Annotated in this window: 18 protein-coding genes; 7 read left to right on the top strand and 11 right to left on the bottom strand. The window is 68.5% G+C overall.

Annotated elements, in window-relative coordinates; translation table 11 throughout:
• Positions 1-281: 281 nt before the first annotated feature.
• From IE178_RS15180 to IE178_RS15165, 4 genes are all read left to right on the top strand, one after another.
• Positions 282-1,400 carry a hypothetical protein gene (locus IE178_RS15180; RefSeq protein ID WP_193512622.1) on the top strand — a complete coding sequence of 373 codons (1,119 nt, stop codon included), beginning with the start codon at positions 282-284 and terminating at the stop codon, positions 1,398-1,400.
• The gene (locus tag IE178_RS15175; RefSeq protein WP_193512621.1) at positions 1,400-1,870 is read left to right on the top strand and encodes a hypothetical protein; all 471 of its coding nucleotides are present in this window, start codon (positions 1,400-1,402) and stop codon (positions 1,868-1,870) included. The genes IE178_RS15180 and IE178_RS15175 overlap by 1 nt, the downstream gene beginning before the upstream one ends.
• A gap of 313 nt (positions 1,871-2,183) precedes the next feature.
• Positions 2,184-3,221 carry a hypothetical protein gene (locus IE178_RS15170; protein ID WP_193512620.1) on the top strand — a complete coding sequence of 346 codons (1,038 nt, stop codon included), beginning with the start codon at positions 2,184-2,186 and terminating at the stop codon, positions 3,219-3,221.
• 141 nt (positions 3,222-3,362) lie between these two features.
• Positions 3,363-3,641: a hypothetical protein gene (locus tag IE178_RS15165; protein WP_318280067.1), complete on the top strand. Its 279-nt coding sequence runs from the start codon at positions 3,363-3,365 to the stop codon at positions 3,639-3,641.
• A gap of 106 nt (positions 3,642-3,747) precedes the next feature.
• On the opposite strand, the gene IE178_RS15160 is transcribed toward IE178_RS15165, so the two are convergent.
• From IE178_RS15160 to IE178_RS15115, 10 genes are all read right to left on the bottom strand, one after another.
• Entirely contained in the window at positions 3,748-4,746 is a 999-nt protein-coding gene (locus IE178_RS15160; RefSeq protein ID WP_193512619.1) for a thiopeptide-type bacteriocin biosynthesis protein, read from the bottom strand.
• Positions 4,728-5,960, bottom strand: coding sequence for a lanthionine synthetase C family protein (locus IE178_RS15155; protein WP_193512618.1), 1,233 nt, complete (start codon positions 5,958-5,960; stop codon positions 4,728-4,730). Before IE178_RS15155 ends, IE178_RS15160 begins: the two co-directional genes overlap by 19 nt.
• Positions 5,957-9,022: a lantibiotic dehydratase gene (locus tag IE178_RS15150; protein WP_193512617.1), complete on the bottom strand. Its 3,066-nt coding sequence runs from the start codon at positions 9,020-9,022 to the stop codon at positions 5,957-5,959. The genes IE178_RS15155 and IE178_RS15150 overlap by 4 nt, the downstream gene beginning before the upstream one ends.
• Positions 9,023-9,116: 94 nt before the next feature.
• Positions 9,117-9,308 (bottom strand): FxLD family lanthipeptide, encoded by a 192-nt coding sequence (locus IE178_RS15145; RefSeq protein WP_193512616.1) that lies wholly within the window; start codon positions 9,306-9,308, stop codon positions 9,117-9,119.
• 55 nt (positions 9,309-9,363) lie between these two features.
• Positions 9,364-10,602, bottom strand: coding sequence for a methyltransferase, FxLD system (fxlM, locus tag IE178_RS15140; RefSeq protein ID WP_193512615.1), 1,239 nt, complete (start codon positions 10,600-10,602; stop codon positions 9,364-9,366).
• Between the two features lie 187 nt (positions 10,603-10,789).
• Positions 10,790-11,476, bottom strand: a complete 687-nt coding sequence (locus tag IE178_RS15135) for a hypothetical protein (RefSeq protein WP_318280066.1) — start codon at positions 11,474-11,476, stop codon at positions 10,790-10,792.
• Positions 11,473-11,673, bottom strand: coding sequence for a DUF5999 family protein (locus IE178_RS15130; RefSeq protein WP_193512614.1), 201 nt, complete (start codon positions 11,671-11,673; stop codon positions 11,473-11,475). Before IE178_RS15130 ends, IE178_RS15135 begins: the two co-directional genes overlap by 4 nt.
• 44 nt (positions 11,674-11,717) lie before the next feature.
• On the bottom strand, positions 11,718-12,197 hold the full coding sequence (locus tag IE178_RS15125) for a DUF6302 family protein (protein ID WP_318280065.1): 480 nt from the start codon (positions 12,195-12,197) through the stop codon (positions 11,718-11,720).
• Positions 12,194-12,646, bottom strand: a complete 453-nt coding sequence (locus IE178_RS15120; protein ID WP_193512613.1) for a DUF6415 family natural product biosynthesis protein — start codon at positions 12,644-12,646, stop codon at positions 12,194-12,196. Before IE178_RS15120 ends, IE178_RS15125 begins: the two co-directional genes overlap by 4 nt.
• 39 nt (positions 12,647-12,685) lie before the next feature.
• The gene (locus tag IE178_RS15115) at positions 12,686-13,159 is read right to left on the bottom strand and encodes an ATP-binding protein (protein WP_193512612.1); all 474 of its coding nucleotides are present in this window, start codon (positions 13,157-13,159) and stop codon (positions 12,686-12,688) included.
• A 175-nt stretch (positions 13,160-13,334) separates the two neighbouring features.
• On the opposite strand from IE178_RS15115, the gene IE178_RS15110 reads away from it, so the two are divergent.
• Together IE178_RS15110 and IE178_RS15105 are read left to right on the top strand one after the other, a co-directional pair.
• On the top strand, positions 13,335-14,726 hold the full coding sequence (locus IE178_RS15110) for a helix-turn-helix domain-containing protein (protein WP_318280064.1): 1,392 nt from the start codon (positions 13,335-13,337) through the stop codon (positions 14,724-14,726).
• Positions 14,723-15,610 (top strand): phosphotransferase family protein, encoded by an 888-nt coding sequence (locus IE178_RS15105; RefSeq protein WP_193512610.1) that lies wholly within the window; start codon positions 14,723-14,725, stop codon positions 15,608-15,610. Before IE178_RS15110 ends, IE178_RS15105 begins: the two co-directional genes overlap by 4 nt.
• A gap of 11 nt (positions 15,611-15,621) precedes the next feature.
• Here IE178_RS15105 and IE178_RS15100 read toward each other — a convergent pair whose 3' ends face one another.
• Positions 15,622-15,789 carry a helix-turn-helix transcriptional regulator gene (locus tag IE178_RS15100; protein ID WP_308293361.1) on the bottom strand — a complete coding sequence of 56 codons (168 nt, stop codon included), beginning with the start codon at positions 15,787-15,789 and terminating at the stop codon, positions 15,622-15,624.
• A 478-nt stretch (positions 15,790-16,267) separates the two neighbouring features.
• On the opposite strand from IE178_RS15100, the gene IE178_RS15095 reads away from it, so the two are divergent.
• Positions 16,268-17,542, top strand: a complete 1,275-nt coding sequence (locus IE178_RS15095) for a tyrosine-type recombinase/integrase (protein WP_193512608.1) — start codon at positions 16,268-16,270, stop codon at positions 17,540-17,542.
• Positions 17,543-17,716 lie beyond the last annotated feature (174 nt).

Here is a 17,716-nt window from a genome sequence, read left to right as displayed (position 1 = left end):
TCCGCTGCACAACCTCGCCGTACGCCCCATGCCTGACGGCATGCGCGGCGCGCTCGTCCGGCGCGTCTCCACCCAGCACGACGGCCCCCTCGACGTCACCTGGCTCGCCGCCGGAACTCCCGGACTCCCCCTCGGCCGCATCCGTCTGCACTGGGAGCCCGCAGCTCGGCCAAGCATTCGCGCCACTCGCCGCACCAGCATGGTCGGCTTCAGGTTCTGTTCCACTCTCAGCAGGCAGCTGGCTGAAGACCACCAAGCTGAGAATACAGAACTCCCAGGGCATGCGACGGGTCTACCGCAACGCCGGGGCCACCGGTCTGGTCAACGATCACGAGTACAAGATCCTCACCGGTACCGCCCGAGTCGACGACCTCCGCACCTTCCTCGGCCTTCCTCCGCACCGGCTGTGGGCCTCGGCTGTGCACCAGCAGGTTCTCCTGGCCGGAAGTCGGGCGGTGGAAATGACGGAGCTGCTGCGCCAGGAATTCGGGTTCCGGCGCGCCGACCGGCAGCTGATCGGCAAGCGCACAGGCGCGTTGATCCTTTCCCCCTATCGCAGCGACACCATCGACCAGGCGCTGCGCGCCTTTGACAACGGCGGGACCATCACCGACCTGGTTTGGAAGCGCCCCTGGGAGCTCACGAAGGGATCGGATCCGATGGAGGTGCTCGACGAAATCCTCACCAAGGCCCTAGTCGGTGACGAGGCAGCCATCGCGGAGCTGACCGTTCTCGGAGGGACCGCGGCCATCCTGCGTGGGCTGATCACCCGTGACCGCGGCTCCAAGCTGGGGGTGAAGGCCGAGCCGCTCAAGACCCCCTACCGGGCCACTCCCACCCGGCTCCTCACGCTCCTGGCCTCGACTCTCGGCGGCCGCAAGATGTTGCATTCGATCGCCTGCGCCCACGTCACGGACACCCGAACCGTCAAGGCGTTCCACACGCGGGGCGATGTGATCGACGGGCGCACGGTGGAAGACGGCGATCCCGTCATCGACAAGGCCCGTGCCCAGGTGTCGATCCGCTTCGAGTGGGACCTGGCCTGGTACGCCGACACCAAGCTGGCCGAGGAGACCGTTGTCGCGACCCGGAAGGAGCTGGCTGCGGCCGGCAAGGAGGACGGCGAACTCCCTCTCCCTCCGCACGTCAAGGAGCAGAGGAACCTCGACTCCGCCGTGACCGCCGCGACCAAGGCAGCGCACGCGCTCGCCGAACTCTCCGAGACGGACCCTCTGGGATCGAGGGTGTTCGGTTCCTGGGAAGCGGTCGACGAGTGGAAGCAGCGCCTTGACGGCGTCAAGGGTTTCCTGGAGTACGGGCCGAAGAAGCCGCTGAAGCCGCTCACTGACGCCATGACAGCGGTCCTGAACCACAGCAACGAGGAAGGGGAGGACGGCTGATGCTTCCCCGAACCATTCGCCGCCCCCTGCTCGGCGTGGCCACGTTGCTCCAGCCGCTTCTTTCACCGACCGTACTGGCCGACGGACAGGTCAACGAGGAGAAGCTCCAGGCATACACCTGCGTCGCGAGCCCCCACATCGTCCGTGCCCGGGTCGTCGCGCCTGCGGCGGTGTATGTGGTGTGGGATGGGCACGGGACCTGCCGTTACGTCGGCAGCGTCTCCCGCACCCGCGGTGACGCAGTAGCCGTCCGCCTGAACGAGCACCTGAACAACAAGATCCACGGCGAGTCCAGATCGGCCACGTGGATGCTGCTGTCGGTCCTGCCACTGCTAATCGGCTCCCCCAAGTCGGTTGTTCGGGCAGCGGAGGGGTGGGCTGCTCGCAACCTGGCGCCGTACGACGGCTCCCGGCAGCCCAGCGTGGAGTTTCACCTGCCGCCGCGGCTGCTGGCCCGTCGCCTGAGCTGACAAGGGTGGATCCCGGTGGCGCTCTGGGCGGCGTCACCGGGATCTGGTGCTGACAGGCCCCACCAAGCTGTGCGGCTTCGTGCCCCCAGCAGAAGCCGTCCCCGTCGGGGCGGCGCCCGGCCCCCAGCGGACTACGGTCATGCCAGGCGCGACTAAAAAATGTCGAAGTCACCTCCACCGTCGCAGTAGCGTTGTCCATCGCCCACCCGGGCCCAAGGGGCGATGGCCAGTGTGGCCAAGGGTGTCAGTGGGCGCGCGGACGGACTGAAATCCCGACATCGAATGGCCGAACCGAGAGGAGAGCACACCCACGATGACGGGCGAGAAGGAGGGTGCGGCGCCGGCCGAGCAGGCGGCGCTGGCGACGGGCGGCGAGGACCTCGCCGCCGAGGTTCACTACCCGCCGGTCGAAAACGGTCTGGACTACCTGGTCAGCGTGGTCGATCACCTACGTGGTGAGGAGGTCGGCCGCCGGGAGCTGAAGTACGCCGTGGTACACCTGCAGGCCGCCGTCGAGTGCCTGCTGAAATACCGGCTGGAGTTGGAGCACTGGAGCCTGGTGTTCAAACACCCTGGCGACGCAAAGCGCGGTGAGCTGGACGACGGCAGCCTGACCACCTGCACCGTGGATCAGACGATCACTCGCCTCGTCAACCTTGCGGGTGTCGCCATCAGCTCGAAGGAGGACAAAGACCTCAAACAGCTGGCCAGCCTCCGCAACCAACTTCAGCACTATGGCCGCCTGCACGACACCAAGGTCAACCGGTACGTGATCGAGGCGAAGGCCGCGGACGTGTTGGAGTTCCTGATCCACTTCGTGGACTCCGAACTGCTGCCCCGCCTCGACCCACCGGACGGGGAGACGGCTGAGTCTCTGGCACGTATCCGCGAAGGGCTCGACGAGATCCGTGGCTACGTCACGGCGCGGATGCGGCGGCTGCGCCCCGACCTCGACCCCGTGAAGTCCCGTACCGTCCAGTGCTGGAACTGCGACCAGTGCGCCTTGATCGTCGGGGGCAAGGAGGGCGCCTACTGCTTGTACTGCCACTACCGGCGCGGGCCCGACGACATCGCGTCGGCATACGCGTACGAGGTCCTGGACCGCACCGAGTGGTCGGCGGTCCGCGGCGAACTGGATCCGGTCTACTGGTGTCCCGCCTGCGACGTCGAGGCCTTGGTGCGTGAGGTGCTCACTGCCGCCGCCCCGAGGAACCCGGTCGACCTGTGCTTCCACTGCGGCGAGACCTTCTCCGGGATGGAGGAGTGCGTCCGCTGCGGGAAGCCGTACGCTCCGACGGACGGCGAATCCGTCTGCGACGGATGCCTGCGCGAAGCGATCGCCGCTGAATAACTTCCGCTCTTCGCCGGAACGGTACGCGCCCCTTGGGCGGCTGGCTTCATCCGTGAGCTATAGGTCTGGCTCGCCTGGGAGACCCATGACGTCGCCACCGCCGGCGAGCTGCCGATCGTCGACCCGGCACCCTGCCTGAACATGATGCTCGCCATCCTGGCCGGGCGTGTCCTGCACCAGTTCCCCTACAGCGAGCAGCTCCTGTCCCGCAGCCCCGAGGGCTGGGCGTCGGTGGCCCCCGGCTGGAGGCCGGCCCCCGTCCCGCAACCCGGCGGCGAACTGGTGCCGCCGATTCAGGCCGCGGTGAACTTCTCCTTCACCCCCATCAAGCTGGACCACCCCGACCCGTTCGGCGTCACCGCCGTGCTGATGGAAGAGGACGGCTACCGCATCAGCCTGACCGAAGCGTTCACCCGCTGAGCCGGAGCATGAGAAGAAGGACAATCCGTGCCTCGCAGTCAGCCCGCCTAGCAATCGCGCCGAATCAGTCAAGGAACACCAAGCCCAGTGAGGTTAAACGCCAAGCTCAAAGGCCGGCACAGGCTGTCTGGTGCAGGATCGCTGCCCTGGCTGCCCAGGCCAGGATGCTCTGCCCTCGCATGGACAGCCCGAGCCGGTTCCAGTGGAAGATCACGTGGTAGCTGAGCACCTGCCGCAACCCACGGTCGAGAGTTCCGTCCTGGACGCCTTCGGCGAGTGCTCGGCCGGTGCTGCGGAAGGCGGCGGCCCACTCTGCGACAGGCTCCAGCGGGCCACCGGAGCGCAGCAGGACGTTGCTGTCGGCGAGAAGCAGGGGGCGGATCTCCCGGGCTCGGGCGTTGAGCCGTTCCACCGGAACGTCGCTGACGGCCGAGCGGTGCTCCGCCGTGATGACGCGGTCCCAGACATCCCCCTGCTCGTACCACTCCAGTCCCGCGGCGCGCATCATGATCGTGCACAGGAGGACGGACAGCTCCCTCGGCCCTACGGCGAGGTCGCCGCGCCGGCGCAACTGCTGGGCCTCGCGGCTGTCGGTGACGAACAAGGTGTGTGCGGCCGTCATGCTGGTCTTCCCGCCGAACGCCGGAGCCTCCGGCTCGTAGATGCCGGGCCACCAGCGTCGAAGGTGACCTTCGGAGACGAGGCGGTCGAAGCCGTCCCCGATGGTCGGCTTGGCGCCGCCCGCGGGCTGGACGCGGAGGCGCAGACGCCAGCAGGGGTGCTTTCGGGTGTACCACCAGCCGTCGATCGCGCCGACGGACTCCGCCTCGCGCAGTACGGGCAGGACGTGTGCGGTGAAGGTGGTGTCGGCGTTCGACCAGTCGGTGAAGTGGAGGTACGCCTGCCACCAGTCGGTGGTGGCCGCGTGACGGGCCAGCGCTTCCCGGCCGGCCTGGTCGTAGACCGCGACCGCGTCGGAGAGGACCACGGGGTCCATCCGGTACTGCTGCGCTGCGTCGGCGATCGACAGGCCGGTGAGGACGGCGAGGACGGCGTGCTGCGTCGGGCTCGCCTCGGTTGCCTGAGTCAGTTGATCAGGAGACATGCGTCCCATCCAGTGCTCGGCGCCTGCTGCGAGGCGAAGGTGGTGAGGGCGAGCGCGGTACCGGCGGCGCCGTTGATCAGGCCGGGAGTCGACAGGGCGTCGGGCTTGTCCTGCGCGGTGAGGGCGTCACCAAGACGTTCCGGGAGGGTGCGCAGCCGCGGGTCGAGCGCGTCCGCGGCGGCGCGGTGAGCGGTCTGGTAGATGCCCGCCCATCCGTGACAGAGGCCGCTGTCGACGACCTGTGCGATTTGCGCAGGATCGGTCAAGGCCCGGTACATGGCGTCCTCGTAGAACTTCTGGAGTGCGGGAGAGCGCAGGGCGATTCCCGCGAGTTGGCCGGCCCGTGCGATGCCCGTCGTGCCGTAGCACCAGCTCGGACGGGTGGGTGCGGTGTGGTGGGGGCGTCCGCGGTCGAGGTCGCGACGCGAGACGTGCTCGGGCCACCACGGGCCGGAGTCACCGTGCTGGCACCAGGCGTCGAGGTGGGCGCAGATCGTGAACATCGCGTCCTGGTGACCGTTGACGGTGATGCCGTGGCGAAGGGCCTGGGCCAGGAGGAGGAGCGGGCCGGTGATGCCGTGTGCGGCGCCGAAGTTGCCGTGTCCGCCGGGGAAGTAGGGGGACTCGCCGCGGGCGGGGTCGTGGCGGACCCACCAGCCGGGGAGCCCGCGGCCGGCGGGGGCGAGCGGCCGCGTCAGGGCGACGAGGTAGTGCAGGATCCTCTCCAGGCCTGCGCCCTCGGGCTCTGTCCGCAGGAGGTAGGCGCCGATCCCCGTGAGGCCGTGGAAGAGGTCGTACTCCGCGAAGGTCGGCAGGTCTCCCCTGTCGATGCGGGCGAGCGCGGCGTCCACGCGGCGGTTCGTGAGGTCGGCGATGTGCCGGTGGAGTGTCGTGCGCGCCGAGGCGTACAGATGCTGGTAGGCCGGGGGGACGGTGGTGAGGAGGAAGCCGACGGCCGGGGCGCCGAGGAAGAGGCCCGTCTGATCGGCCGCGCTGATGGGCCCGGAGGCCGCGCTCGTGATCCATCGGTGGGCGGAACGCCAGGAGCCGCCGTACCGGCTGACGGTCTCGGTGTGCAGGAGAGCGATTCCGGCGGCACCCTCGGCGAGGGACTGCACCGCCCAGGGCTCGTTCTCCGGCGGCGGGTCGGGTTCTGCCAGGCGGACGGTGTACTGGTCGAGGATGGCCGGCACCGTGGTGGCCGGGGCGGTCATCGGTTCGCCTTCCGGTGCTGGAGAGCCACGGTGCGGACGAGTCGCAGCGTGGTGGCCTCGGCGGTCGGGCTGACGCCCAGGGCCCGTACGTGATGCTGGTGGAGCAGGGATCGGGCGACGGTGAGCGGGTCACGCTCACCGGCCACGGTGTTCCGGTAGGCGGCCATCGCGGCGGCGCGGGCCTGCCAGGCTGCGGCGACCTGGGGGCCGCCGGGGAGAGGACCGAGAACCGTGACGGCGTCAGGTCCGGCGAGTCCGAGGGTCTGGCTGCGCAGGGTCCGGTCCAGGCGTCCGGTGCCCTGGGGGAGGTTGTGGACCAGCCACTGTTCGGCCTCGGCGGTGCTCGGCGCGAGGTGGGCGACGAGGTTCAGCGCGCTGGCCGCAGTAAGGGCCTGCGGGGCGATGGTCTCGGTGCGCTCGGTGAGCTGGATCTGCGCGAGGGCGGCGGCGGAGTCCGCTGCGAACACCTGGTGCGCGGCGTCCATGGCCGCCTCGCCGCCGAAGCGCCCGGTCTGCGGCTGGTAGGGAGCCAGGACGAGCCCGGACACCAATCCCATCCTGTGCAGGCTGTCCGCCCAGGCGCCGACGTGCTGTGCGGCGACCGCGTAGGCGCCGTGCGGCAGGTGCAGCGTGACATCGAGGTGCTGGTCGGCCTCCGGGCGAGCCGTCTCCCGGTGCCGGGTGAACCACCAGGCCGGCGGCTTCTCCCGGAACGCGGCGAGCAGGTGGGGGAGGTGGTGGCTCAGGATCTCGTCGTAGCGGCGCGGATGAGCGTGGAGTTGCGCATGGAGGACACCGCCGGAGCCCGGGAGGTGTCGTCCGGCCCTCGGCGACGTGACGGGGCGCGGCCGGGGCGCATGGGCGGTGTCCGGCTCGGACCGGCCCAGGGAGAGCCAGATCTCGTGTGCCCGTCCGATCCACCCGTGGGCGTCTCCGTCCGGGACCTCGCGCAGCTCCGCGCGTCGGGTGTTGTCGAGGTGTGCGCGCAGGACCCGGAGGTGGACGGGGTGGGACAGGTCGAGGGGGAGGCGCTGGTCGTACTCGATGACGGCGACCTGCTTCGGAACCCGCAGTCGGTCCCGCCAGGTGGTGAAGGCGTTCTCCCACTCCTGCCTCGGTGCTTTGCGGCCGGGCAGGTCGTCGGCCGTCAGCAGCCATCGGGCCTGCGTGAGGATGGTGCGGCGGTAGCGCACTCGCGGGAGGAACGGGAGCCGGGAGCCGACGCCGAAGTCGAACGGCTTGTAGGCGGCGTACCGCCCGTTGGCCACTTCGGCGAGGAACCGGGCCAGTGGCGGGGTCTGGGTCCCGCCTTCCAGGGCGTGCAGGACCCGCACGTCGATGCGCCGGCCGGTGGAGCGCTGCACGAGGTGGAAGCTGCGCGGGTCGGCGGTGACGGCGATGTCGGAGAGCCGGATGGTCGTCTCGTCCGTCTCCTGGTGGCCGGACAGTTCGATGATGTGCGGCAGCATCCGCGGTGTGCGGGTGACGTTCTCGTTGCGGTGTCGGCGCGGCGGAAACACGAGCTGCGCCGTGAGCCCGTCCGGCGCCCCGCGGTATGTGGCGGCGAGCGCGTCCTGATGCTCGGGCGGCAGGACGTGGGCGAACCTGCCCGCCATGCTGCTGCCGGGGCGGGGGGCCGCAGTGAGCAGGACGTCGAAGGTGCCGCCGGACAGAGCCGTGGTGCTGGGCGAGTGGATCTCGAAGGCGGCCTCCACCCTGGACACGAACAGTCGCTCGTCCGTTCCGGCGGCCTTCTCCAAGGCGTCGATCATGTCGTCTGTCAGCCGGAGTTCGTCGCGGCCGTCGAGGAGGACCTGCTGCATCAGAGCGAGCAGTAGTTCGTCGCGGTCGGTTCGCGGTTTCGGGGTGGCGCCGCGTTCGGAGCCGATGTATCCGGCGGGCAGGCCCAGGCCGCTGTCGGAGACCAGGTCCGTCACCGGCACCAGGGCGCCGACGCCGTACCGGGCCCGGAACCGGCGGTGGTAGTCGCGCCAGTGTTGGTAGCCGTAGGGCTGTGGGGTGGTCCGGTACAAGGCCGACACGGCTGCCTGCACTTCCGCGATCACGGCGTGCGGGAGCTGGGTCTCGCAGTCGAGGGCGGTGTCGACGAGCAGCGGTGTCGGGGTGACGGGGGTGAGACCGCGCATCCGCGCGGCGATGGCGCTCACACTGCTGTCGGACAGCGTCGGCTGGTGGGTGGACACGTCGTCACGTAACGCGAACAGCTCATGGACCAGGTCCCGTACCTCGGGAACACTGTCAGCGCCGTGCCGGTCCAGTTCGTGGCACAGGTGCTGGAAGGCGTCCACCGTGGTCATGGGCGCCCACAGGCTGGTGATGAGGAACTGCTGCTCGACCAGGCTGGTGAGAAGGGCGTCGATCTTCTCCGGCGTGGCCTGCGGGAAGCTGTCGCGCAGGTGGCCGTGAAGGTCGCCGTAGGAGATGGGAGTGCGGGCCGCGTCCATGGCGGCGGCCACCGGCCGGGCGTTACGGACGGACACCTCCACGGGAGCCAGGAGGACGGCGTGACCGTCGGAGGGCGCGCCCGGCGCCACGAGCCGGTCTCCGCGCGTGTGCGCGGCGTTGTTGGCGACCAGCGGTAGCCGCTTCAGTAACGCGGGGGTGCGCTGGAGCCGTAGAACCAGGTCGGTGACCCACTCGGCGTCCGGCCGGATCAGCGTACGGTGCTTGTCGCGCCACCGTGCGTCAGCCCGGGGCCCGACAGTCACCGGGGCGGTACCGGCGAACAGGCCCAGCGGGGTCGGCCGGTGCTGCCACCGCAGGAGATAGGAAACAGTCGACAACGCGGTGCGGCGGACATGCCGGGGCTCGGTCTGCCGGCCTCGGACGACTGCCCCGACGGCGTCGGACAGGACCGGGGTGGCCAGTTCCAGCGCGCTGCGGAAGTCCTCGCGCTGCCAGATGCGGTTCAGCCATCCGCGGGTGACGGTCACGTCGTCCAGGTCGAGGGTGCGGGGGATGTCTGCCGGCCCGGGGCTGGTGGTGGCGCGCAGCATCGCGACGCCCTGCCACTGGTAGCCGACGACTGCTCGGGAAGCCATGAGGCCCTTCCGTCAGGCTGCGCGGAGAAGGGGACAGGGGCCGGTGGGCCGGGCGAAGTGCTTCGCGCGGCCCACCGGCGGGGAGCGGCCTGGATCAGGCCGGGTCCTCCGTGAAGGAACCGCAGGCGGAGGCGCCGGTCGCGCAGGTGGTGCCGCAGCCGTCGCCCGTGGAGCACATGAGCTTGCCGTACGCGTGCTCGGCGATGACGACCTTCACGTCCAGGGGCGCGAAGTCGTCGTCCAAGCCCGTCGGCGGGGCGGGCGGGGCCAGGGTGGCGCTCGTCATGATGGTGCCCTTCCTCTTGGTGTTCGGATGGTGCGGAACGACCTGGCTCCCGGCGTCACGCCGAGGGCCAGGAGAGCGAGACCCGGCTGTGCACCTTGTCGATGACCCGGTCGGCCGGGATCTGGTCGTCAGGGGTGTCGGCCGGATAGACCCGGATGACCGGGCTGGGGCCACCGCGCCGGTTGGCCTCCCAGTCGCGCAGCACGTCGGCGACCTTGTCGGCGAACTGCTCGGCGTTCGGGCCGAGGGCGTGCACGCCGTACTCGATGTGCTTGCCGTCCTCGGTGCGGCGGGTGACGAGGTAGGCGAAGGTGCCGTCCTCGACGGCTGCGAGGGAGAACCGCTTGTTCACAGGGGCGACCAGCCCCGTGTCCAGGTCCTCGTCGACGGCCATCGTGCAGAAGCCCGGCAGGCTGATCGCCATCGCCATCTGGAGGGTGTCGATGAGTTCCTGGATACGAACGGTGACCCCGGTCCACAGCTCGTGGCGCGGTGTCGTGACGGCGTTGTCGAGTCGGTGCGGGTCGGCCGGCAGACCGTCGTCGAACTTCAGCCCGATCTCCGGAGTGCCGTTGACGAGGAGGAGTTCTTCCCTGTGGGCGGTCGAACCCTGCATCGGGACGAAGCCGCAGATCTTCGCCGACTCGCTCTCCAGGTAGGGGCCGTGCTCGCCGTTGACCTGGATGAAGGAGACCGACCGGGTCAGCCCGCGCATCCGCAGCGGGACGACCAGCCGGCCGCCCTGCTTGAGCTGCGCGGTCCAGACCGGGGAGATGTCCCAGGCCCCAGCGGTCACCATCACGATGTCGACCTCGCCGAGGTCCGGGATGGGCTCGGCAGCGTCGGCGGTGACGACGTGCACCCGGCCGTAGCCGTGCTCGTCGAGGAGGTGCCGCGCGCGGTCGGTGACGACGGGGTCGATGTCGACGGTGACGACTTCACCGTCCTCACCGACGAGCTCGGCGAGGTAGGCCGCGTTCAGCCCGCCCGAGCCGATCTCCAGGACCCGCATCCCGGGCTTCACCTGGGCCTGTTCGAGCATCATGGCCTGGATCTGCGGTGCGGAGACGGAGCTGAGCTGCACACCGTGCTCGTCCGTCTTGGTGATCACGGCGGCGTACGTGTCGTACGCCTTGTCCAGCGGCGTGTCCGTGGGTGTGAAGTCGTGCCGGGGCACCTTTCGCATCACCGCTTCGATCTCCGAGGAGGAGATGTTGCCGTCCGCGCACAGCTCGTCCACCACCTTGTTCCGCAGGCGGGTCGCCTCGTCGGGCTCGACGGTCGTGTTCGTCATGGACTTCCTTCGGTCGTTCGTGTTCGGGGGAGGTAAGCCGGCATCGCGTGCCGGTGGGCCGGGAGGTTATCGGCGACCGCTCTCCGTTCTGGGCCGGACCGCCGAGGGCTGGCGGTTTCGTGCTGACCGGCACACGCGGGCTCTGGCACACCGGTGGTGAGCCGCCCGGCGGTCCTGTCCGTGTCACTCAGGACCGCTGGGCGGCCGTCTGGGCAGCGGGCACGAGATCGTCCAGATTGACGACCTCGTAGTCCCGTAGTTCGCGTATGAGTTGGCTCGCCAGCAACCAGCCCAACTGGGGGTGCCCATACGTCACTGGCGCGTCGTCGTCCTCGACAGGGAGCGGCGCCAGCCCGGTGGCAGTGAGGCGGTACCGGGTGCCGATGACGCCCCACGGCGAGGTGGCCCGCGCGCAGAAGGCGACGTGCCCCTTCCGCAGGTGTGGGCACAGTTCTGTGGCTGGCCGCAGGTGCTTCAGACACACCGGCGGCTGGGCTGTCCTCACCGGCTCACCAGCACGGTGGGACGCGTCTTCCGCGGTCCCGGTGAGGAAGACGTACCCCCGTTCGGTCTCAGCCGGGCAGAAGCCGATCTGGCATCGAAGCTGCTCCATCGCCTTGCGCTGCCGGGTGGAGTTGACCAAGCGCCACTGCGGCTTGCCCGTCGGCTTCCCGGCAGCGTTCAGCGACTGGGAGCACCGCGCCCACAGCTCGCCGCGCGGCCCGCGGTCAGCGGGGGTCTCCTCCTGGTAGGCGAGACGTACGGCACCGAAAGTGTCCATACTCAGCGTGAGTTCCGACTCCAGCCCGCCGTACTCCCCCTCTCGCTGGGTGATGTACGGGACGAGCCGGGGCGCAGCACTGGCCCGTTTCACGCGGCTGCCCTCGCCAGGTCGAGCGACCGGAGCGGGGGGACGATCCGGCCGTCGGGGAGGAGTTCGCCGGTGTCCTCGAAGAGGAGCACGCCGTTGCACAGCAGGCTCCAGCCCTGCTCAGGCCGATGCGCGCAAAGCCGCGCGGCTTCCCTGTCGGGAGCCTCGGCCGTGGGGCACGGCGGGTTGTGCGCACACATGATGCTCGTCCTCTCGGGTGGGAAGTTGGGCCCTCTTCGGCCGGCTACGGTGCCGTGGGGGAACACGGTTCGGGCGCGGCCGAAGAGGGAGTCTCGTGGCACGGCCGCCCTGTGAAGGCGGCTATCGCTGCTTCGCTGTAGCCGTAGAAGCGCCGCAGGGTGGTGGCGTCACGGTCGCCCCAGAGCTTCGGCAGCCTTTCTCCCCACTCGACAACGAAGCAGGTGTCCGGGTAGGGCGACCACTGCACGCGGAGGTCGGGGAAGCCCGGCCGTCCAAGGAGGAGGTCACGGACCTTGAGCCCGAAGCACGGACACGACACCGGGTAGTCCCCGCCGCGCCTCGTGCCCCCGACGGGAACTGCGAGGAACGGCATGCGCATGGTGCGTACGGCGAGGCTCTTCTCCAGGAGCCAGGTGTCGGAGATCCTCCGCTCGTAGTACTCGAAGTCGTACGCGTCGTGCGGGAGGGCTATCGCCGTGGCGGTCACGGCCGGGTGCCGAACGGAGCTGGGGTCGTGGGTCACTCCGCCTCCTTGATGTAGCGGGCCTCGATCAGCTCTTCAACCAGGTCGGAGATAACGAAGGCCAGACGACGAGCAAGGCCGACGGCCTGCCGGTAGTCGGCCGGCTCACGCTCCTCCCTCAGGGGGACCCCGCGTGCAACGAGCTGGAGCATCTCCGCGGTGGGCGGGTACTGCTCGTCCGCGACGGCGATGTCGCTGAGCTGCTTCAGATGGCCCCGGAGACGGTCGACCAGGGTGTCGGTCACCGCGACAGGCGGCGTCTGCTCGCCGATGGCCGTGTCGAGGTCGTCAAAGACCTCCTCCACGTCGAGTGGCTTCCAGTTCTTGATCCGTTCCAGGACGGACCGCAAACCCTCGGCATCGAGTGGAGGGGTCCACTGCGGGGTGCAGGGCTCGTCGGCTGACGGAGGAACCACGTCGTTCTCCGGAACCAGAACGGTGAGGGACATCGGGACTCCTGGGGAGGGCCAAGTACCGGCCGCGGAGGGCTACAGGTTCTCGGTCGAATTCAGGGTCGCTATGAAGACCCACACGTCCTTGCCCGCTGGGGTTACGGACACGGACGTGTCGTCGGCCAGAGCACTCAGCAGCATCAGCCCGCGCCCCTCCTCGGCCAGGAGGGCCGGCGACGAGTACACCGGCGGACAGCGGTCATGGTCGCGAACGATGGCGGTGACGCCGTCCGGAACCTTCTGGAGGAGCAGGCTGGCCATCCGGCACCCGTCGGCGTCCCCAGGGGTGTGCTGCAAGACGTTGGTGAGCAGTTCGTTGACAACGGTCAGCGTGCGGAACGCGGTGCCGTTGTCGACGCGCCACCAGCGAAGGTGCGCTGCGACGATGTCCCGCACGGTTCCCAGGTCTTCGGCCCGGACGTCGAAACTCATGTCGAGTTGACCGTCCACGCTCTTGGACGTGGCTCGAACAGAAGCATCCCGCTCGCAGGTGTCGACGAGTAGTTTCATCGCTGCTTCCTCCGTTCTGCCGGAACCCCTTCAGCAGGGGTGGGTTGCGGTGTGTACTGGACTGGAACCGATCAGCAACCATTTAGGCAGAGCGCACCGAGAACGTGCAGAGCCTGATGCCGAGAGGTGAAGAGTTCGGCATCAACGACTTCGGGGGCAGAACATGCCGCAGCCAATGAAGCAGCTCGATCCCGGGGCGTCCCCCCAGGAGTGGTTCGGGAACGAGCTGCGCAGACTGCGCCTTGGGCAAGGGCTGTCGGCCAAGGAGCTTGGGCGGTTAGTGCAGGTCAGCGACGACATGATCCTGTCTATCGAGAAGGGTAAGTACCCGAGCTGTCGCCGCGATGTGGCTCAGCGGCTCGATGACCTCCTCGGCACGGGAGGACTCCTCGACCGGGCGTGGCCGATGGTCTTCGGCAACCGTGATGCCGACAAAAGGCGGGCTGATGCCGATAAGGCCTCCCCGCGCCGAGGGGAGGGACCCGCTCAGGCGCCGACAGGCCGCATCCTGGGCAGAGACGAACCAACTCTTCGCCCTGGGAGCCATGAGCCCGTGATTCGACGCTCGTTCCTCCAGATCGGCGGCCTCGCCGCCATAGCCCCTCTCAACCTCACCGACGTCTTCGCGCCCGCCGAACTGTCCCTTCCGGCAAACGTCAACCCGAGCCACGTCGACCAGGTCCTGGCCGCCGCCACCGCTATCAGCGGCATGGACAACGAGCTGGGCGGCGGGGGCGTAGTGCGAGACGTAGCCGCCCGAGCGATGCAGTGGTCAGCCGGCCTGCTGCAAACCCAGTTCCCCGAGCACATGCGAACCGACCTGTTCGCCGCCGTGTCACGGCTTGGCATCGTGGTCGGCGCCTCTGCCTTCGACGCCTACCACCACGACGAAGCCACCAAGACCTTCCGGTTCGCAGCGGACTGCGCCGAAGAGGCCGGCGACTGGCATCTGCGGGCCAAGACGTACTCGTTCCTCGCACGGCAAGCCGTATGGATCGGGGCGCCCGATGACGGCCTCACGTACGCCGAGAAGGGGCTTGTGCGCTCCGACCGCCTGACGGCGACCGAGCAGGCGATGCTTCACACGGCAAGGGCCAGGGCCTTCGGGAAGATGGGCAACGTCCGGGACACCATGGCGGCCGTCGGCGCCGCAGACGAGGCGTTCACTCGGGCCCGGCCCTCCGAAGACTCGCCGTGGATGGCCTACTACGACGAGGCGCAGCACAACGGGGACACGGCTCATGCCCTGTTCGATCTCGCGATCCTCGCCGGACAGGACCCGGGCCGGGCAGCGCGCCGATTCAACACAGCGGTGAACGGACACGCGGACGCCTACAAACGGTCTCGTGCGATCTCGCGGACGAAGCTGGCCTCCTTGCTCATGGCCAAGGGAGACCCTCGCCAGGCGGCGGCGCTCGGCCACGACGCCTTGAACGAGGTAGGCCGACTCACCTCCCGGCGAGCTGCCGACGATCTGCGGCAGCTCGGCCGCTTCGCCTCGAAGCATCGGACTGTCCAGGAGGCTTCAGCACTGCGAGATCGGATCGCCGCTACGGTTTCCGCATGACTCCTTCGGCATCCGAACCTGCACGTCACGTCCTGAAGCAGGCCTGTTCGGCGGTGGGATTGGACTCCGACGGAGCGGAGCCTCTCCGTCTGGCCGAGAACCAGATATGGCGGCTGCCTCGTCAGCGGGTGATCGTACGGATCGCCCGAGAGGGACAGAGCGCTGCGGCGGCCCGCGAGGTGCGCGTCGCACGCTGGCTCGCCCAGGAGAGCGTCCCGGCCGTTCGCCTGGTCGACGTGGAGCAGCCGGTAGAGGCGGACGGCAGACCCGTGACCTTCTGGGCGGAACTGCCGCCGCAGCAGCACGGCTCGGTTGAGGATGTCGCTGAACTCCTCGCGAGGCTCCACTCCCTGCCCACGCCGGCGATCGAGCTGGGGTACCTCGATCCCTTCGTCCGGGTCGACGAACGGCTGCACGCGGCCACCACGATCCGCGACGACGACAAGCAGTGGCTGCACGCCCTTCACCGCGACCTCGTAGCGGCCTGGGCCGAGCGGCCGGCCGGTCTCCCCGATCGGGCCGTGCACGGTGACGCCTGGCCCGGCAACATCGTCCGCACGACCGACGGGGTCCTGATGATGGACCTGGAGCGCTTCTCTGTCGGCCCCCCGGAGTGGGATCTCGTGTCCACTGCCGTGCGCGCGAAGACCACGGGCGTCGTCAGCGCACGCAAGTACGACCGCTTCTGTGCGGTGTACGGGTACGACGTCACGGCATGGGAGGGCTATCCCGTCCTCGCGTGCGCCCGTGAGCTGCGCATGGTGACGTACGCGGCTCAGCACGCAGCCAGCAACGCGGAGTGGAGGAGCCAGGCGCAGTATCGGATCGACTGTCTCCGCGGTCGATCCGGCCCGCGGCCGTGGCCGTGGCCGGGAATCCTCTGACCCGGGGTGCTTCAGCCTCGATCCACCGCCCGAGCTTCCAGCCACGCCTCCACCTCCGGCCAGCGGTAGCGCAAATAGCGGCCTACCTTGTGGGCTCGCGGACCCTGGTGTCGGTGATTCCATATGTAGACCGTGTTCAGTGGCACGCCCAGGAAGTCGGCCAGTTCCCTAGCACTCATCAACGGACAACGACCCCCCGCGCCACTCTCGGCTTCTGCCGCACGGGCGGTGGTTCGACGCATGAGTACTCCAAAACGGCTCGGAGCGGGCAGGAAAGAACCACGTGAGCGATAGTCCGCTGGGGTGGCAGACGGAACAGTGACACGGAATTCCAGCCGAACCAAATAGAAGAACTTTCGGCGAAATACCTCCCCTCCCTCGAACTCTCGGAAGATTCCAGCGAATCCTCGACGAGGGCTCGTCGAATCCTCGCAGACGCGTGAGCGAGGATTCTCCGAGTGAGATCTTCCCCACCACTCCACACCCTTTTCCGCAAAGACCCCAAGAATACGTTTGACATTTTCGGATCACCTGGATCAGGATCCCATTAACTCGGGAGGCGATGAACGGGCACGCGATCTCACCGTCGATGACGCCCCCTGAGACGGGAAGCCACAAAGAGACTTCAAGGCCCGCCGGAAAACAGGAGTTGAGTCCATGCCGTACGACCGCTGGCACAAGTCGCGTCCGAAAGCCGGAGAGTCGGCCTGCCGGGAGCACGGCAAGGTTCCGACGGCGGATCACGGGGTCGGCAAGCGGTGGCAGGCCCGTTGGCGCAACCGGGAAGGAGTCCAACAGACAGAGTTGTTCCGCACCGAGGCCGAAGCCCGCAGGCACGAGACCAAGATGCGGTCCGGGGTGGACGACGGGTCGTACGTCAACCCCCGCGCAGGAGAGATCAGGGTCTCTGAACTCGCCCTCACCTGGCTCAAGGGGCACGAGCACAAGAATCCGCGCACGTACCGCCGCCACAAGGAGCGGGTTCAGCTGCACATCATCCCTACCGCCGTCGGGAAGATGCGGGTGAAGGACGTGAAGCCGTCGTCACTGCTGAACTGGCTGCACGATCGCCGGCGACTGCTCGGAAGCTCCACGCTGCGCCTGGTCTTCGACAACCTTCGGGCCATATTCGACCTGGCGGTGGACGACAGCCTGATAGCCAAGAATCCCTGCCTGGCCAAATCAGTACAGGATGCCAAGCCGAAGCGAGGAGACGGCGGCCGGGCAGAGCTGACCCTGTCATGGGAAGACACCGAGAAGATCCGTGCCGAACTTCCCGACCGTTACAAGGCACTCGTCGACTGCGGTCGCGGCCTGGGCCTTCGCCAAGGAGAAATATTCGGCCTGTCGCCGGAAGACATCGACTGGACGCATCCGGACGGCCCGATGGTGCATGTACAACGACAAGTAGTCCACGACGGCTCGTTCCTGGTATACGCCCTCCCCAAGGGCGGAGACGCCGAGGACCCGAAGGACCGGTGGGTCGAGCTGACCGAGGACGTGGCCATCCCCCTGCGCGAACACATGGAGAAATACCCACCCGTCGAGGTGACCCGACCGTGGGGCCACAAGGGCGGCGACCCGGTCACAGTGCAGCTGATCTTCTACACGCGGGAGAAGACCGCCATTCAGTCGAACTGGTTCAACTCCTACCGCTGGAAGCCCGCCCTGGCAGCAGCCGGCCTCATCAAGCCCCTTGACCCCGACGCGAAGGGGCGGCGCTGGGAGAAGTCCCGCGACATGATGATGCATGCCCTGCGACACCTGTACGCGTCGATGATGATCAACGGCGGGGTAGACGTGTACACGCTCGCGGACCGGCTCGGGCACGCCGATCCCGCGTTCACTCTCCGTAAGTACGTGCACCGGATCGTGGGAGCCGGTTCCAAGATCCGCATCGCGGTCCGGAGCGCCTACACGAGGGCCGCCTGACACCCGCACTGGTCGACTTGTGCAGCATTCGTGCAAGATGATCTTCAGAAGGCTCGTTTAGGCAGGTCAGAGAGACTGTAGAGGAGTTCCGGGACATCTGAAAGCTCTAAGAAAAGCTCCCGCGAACCTCCTCCTGACCTGCACGTATGCGAGCCAGGAGGGGACTCGGCTTCG

This window comes from Streptomyces griseoloalbus (assembly GCA_014650015.1).
In the GTDB taxonomy this organism is placed as follows: Bacteria; Actinomycetota; Actinomycetes; order Streptomycetales; family Streptomycetaceae; genus Streptomyces; species Streptomyces griseoloalbus.
Note: the sequence above shows the minus strand (reverse complement) of the source record. Positions and strands in the feature narration are given on the sequence as shown.

Bases quoted from the DNA above. Each gene is read 5' to 3' on its own strand.
- IE178_RS15180 (WP_193512622.1), top strand. From the start codon at position 282: ATGCGACGGGTCTACCGCAACGCCGGGGCCACCGGTCTGGTCAACGAT.
- IE178_RS15175 (WP_193512621.1), top strand. From the start codon at position 1,400: ATGCTTCCCCGAACCATTCGCCGCCCCCTGCTCGGCGTGGCCACGTTG.
- IE178_RS15170 (WP_193512620.1), top strand. From the start codon at position 2,184: ATGACGGGCGAGAAGGAGGGTGCGGCGCCGGCCGAGCAGGCGGCGCTG.
- IE178_RS15165 (WP_318280067.1), top strand. From the start codon at position 3,363: ATGATGCTCGCCATCCTGGCCGGGCGTGTCCTGCACCAGTTCCCCTAC.
- IE178_RS15160 (WP_193512619.1), bottom strand. From the start codon at position 4,746: ATGTCTCCTGATCAACTGACTCAGGCAACCGAGGCGAGCCCGACGCAG.
- IE178_RS15155 (WP_193512618.1), bottom strand. From the start codon at position 5,960: ATGACCGCCCCGGCCACCACGGTGCCGGCCATCCTCGACCAGTACACC.
- IE178_RS15150 (WP_193512617.1), bottom strand. From the start codon at position 9,022: ATGGCTTCCCGAGCAGTCGTCGGCTACCAGTGGCAGGGCGTCGCGATG.
- IE178_RS15145 (WP_193512616.1), bottom strand. From the start codon at position 9,308: ATGACGAGCGCCACCCTGGCCCCGCCCGCCCCGCCGACGGGCTTGGAC.
- fxlM (WP_193512615.1), bottom strand. From the start codon at position 10,602: ATGACGAACACGACCGTCGAGCCCGACGAGGCGACCCGCCTGCGGAAC.
- IE178_RS15130 (WP_193512614.1), bottom strand. From the start codon at position 11,673: ATGTGTGCGCACAACCCGCCGTGCCCCACGGCCGAGGCTCCCGACAGG.
- IE178_RS15120 (WP_193512613.1), bottom strand. From the start codon at position 12,646: ATGTCCCTCACCGTTCTGGTTCCGGAGAACGACGTGGTTCCTCCGTCA.
- IE178_RS15115 (WP_193512612.1), bottom strand. From the start codon at position 13,159: ATGAAACTACTCGTCGACACCTGCGAGCGGGATGCTTCTGTTCGAGCC.
- IE178_RS15110 (WP_318280064.1), top strand. From the start codon at position 13,335: ATGAAGCAGCTCGATCCCGGGGCGTCCCCCCAGGAGTGGTTCGGGAAC.
- IE178_RS15105 (WP_193512610.1), top strand. From the start codon at position 14,723: ATGACTCCTTCGGCATCCGAACCTGCACGTCACGTCCTGAAGCAGGCC.
- IE178_RS15100 (WP_308293361.1), bottom strand. From the start codon at position 15,789: ATGAGTGCTAGGGAACTGGCCGACTTCCTGGGCGTGCCACTGAACACG.
- IE178_RS15095 (WP_193512608.1), top strand. From the start codon at position 16,268: ATGCCGTACGACCGCTGGCACAAGTCGCGTCCGAAAGCCGGAGAGTCG.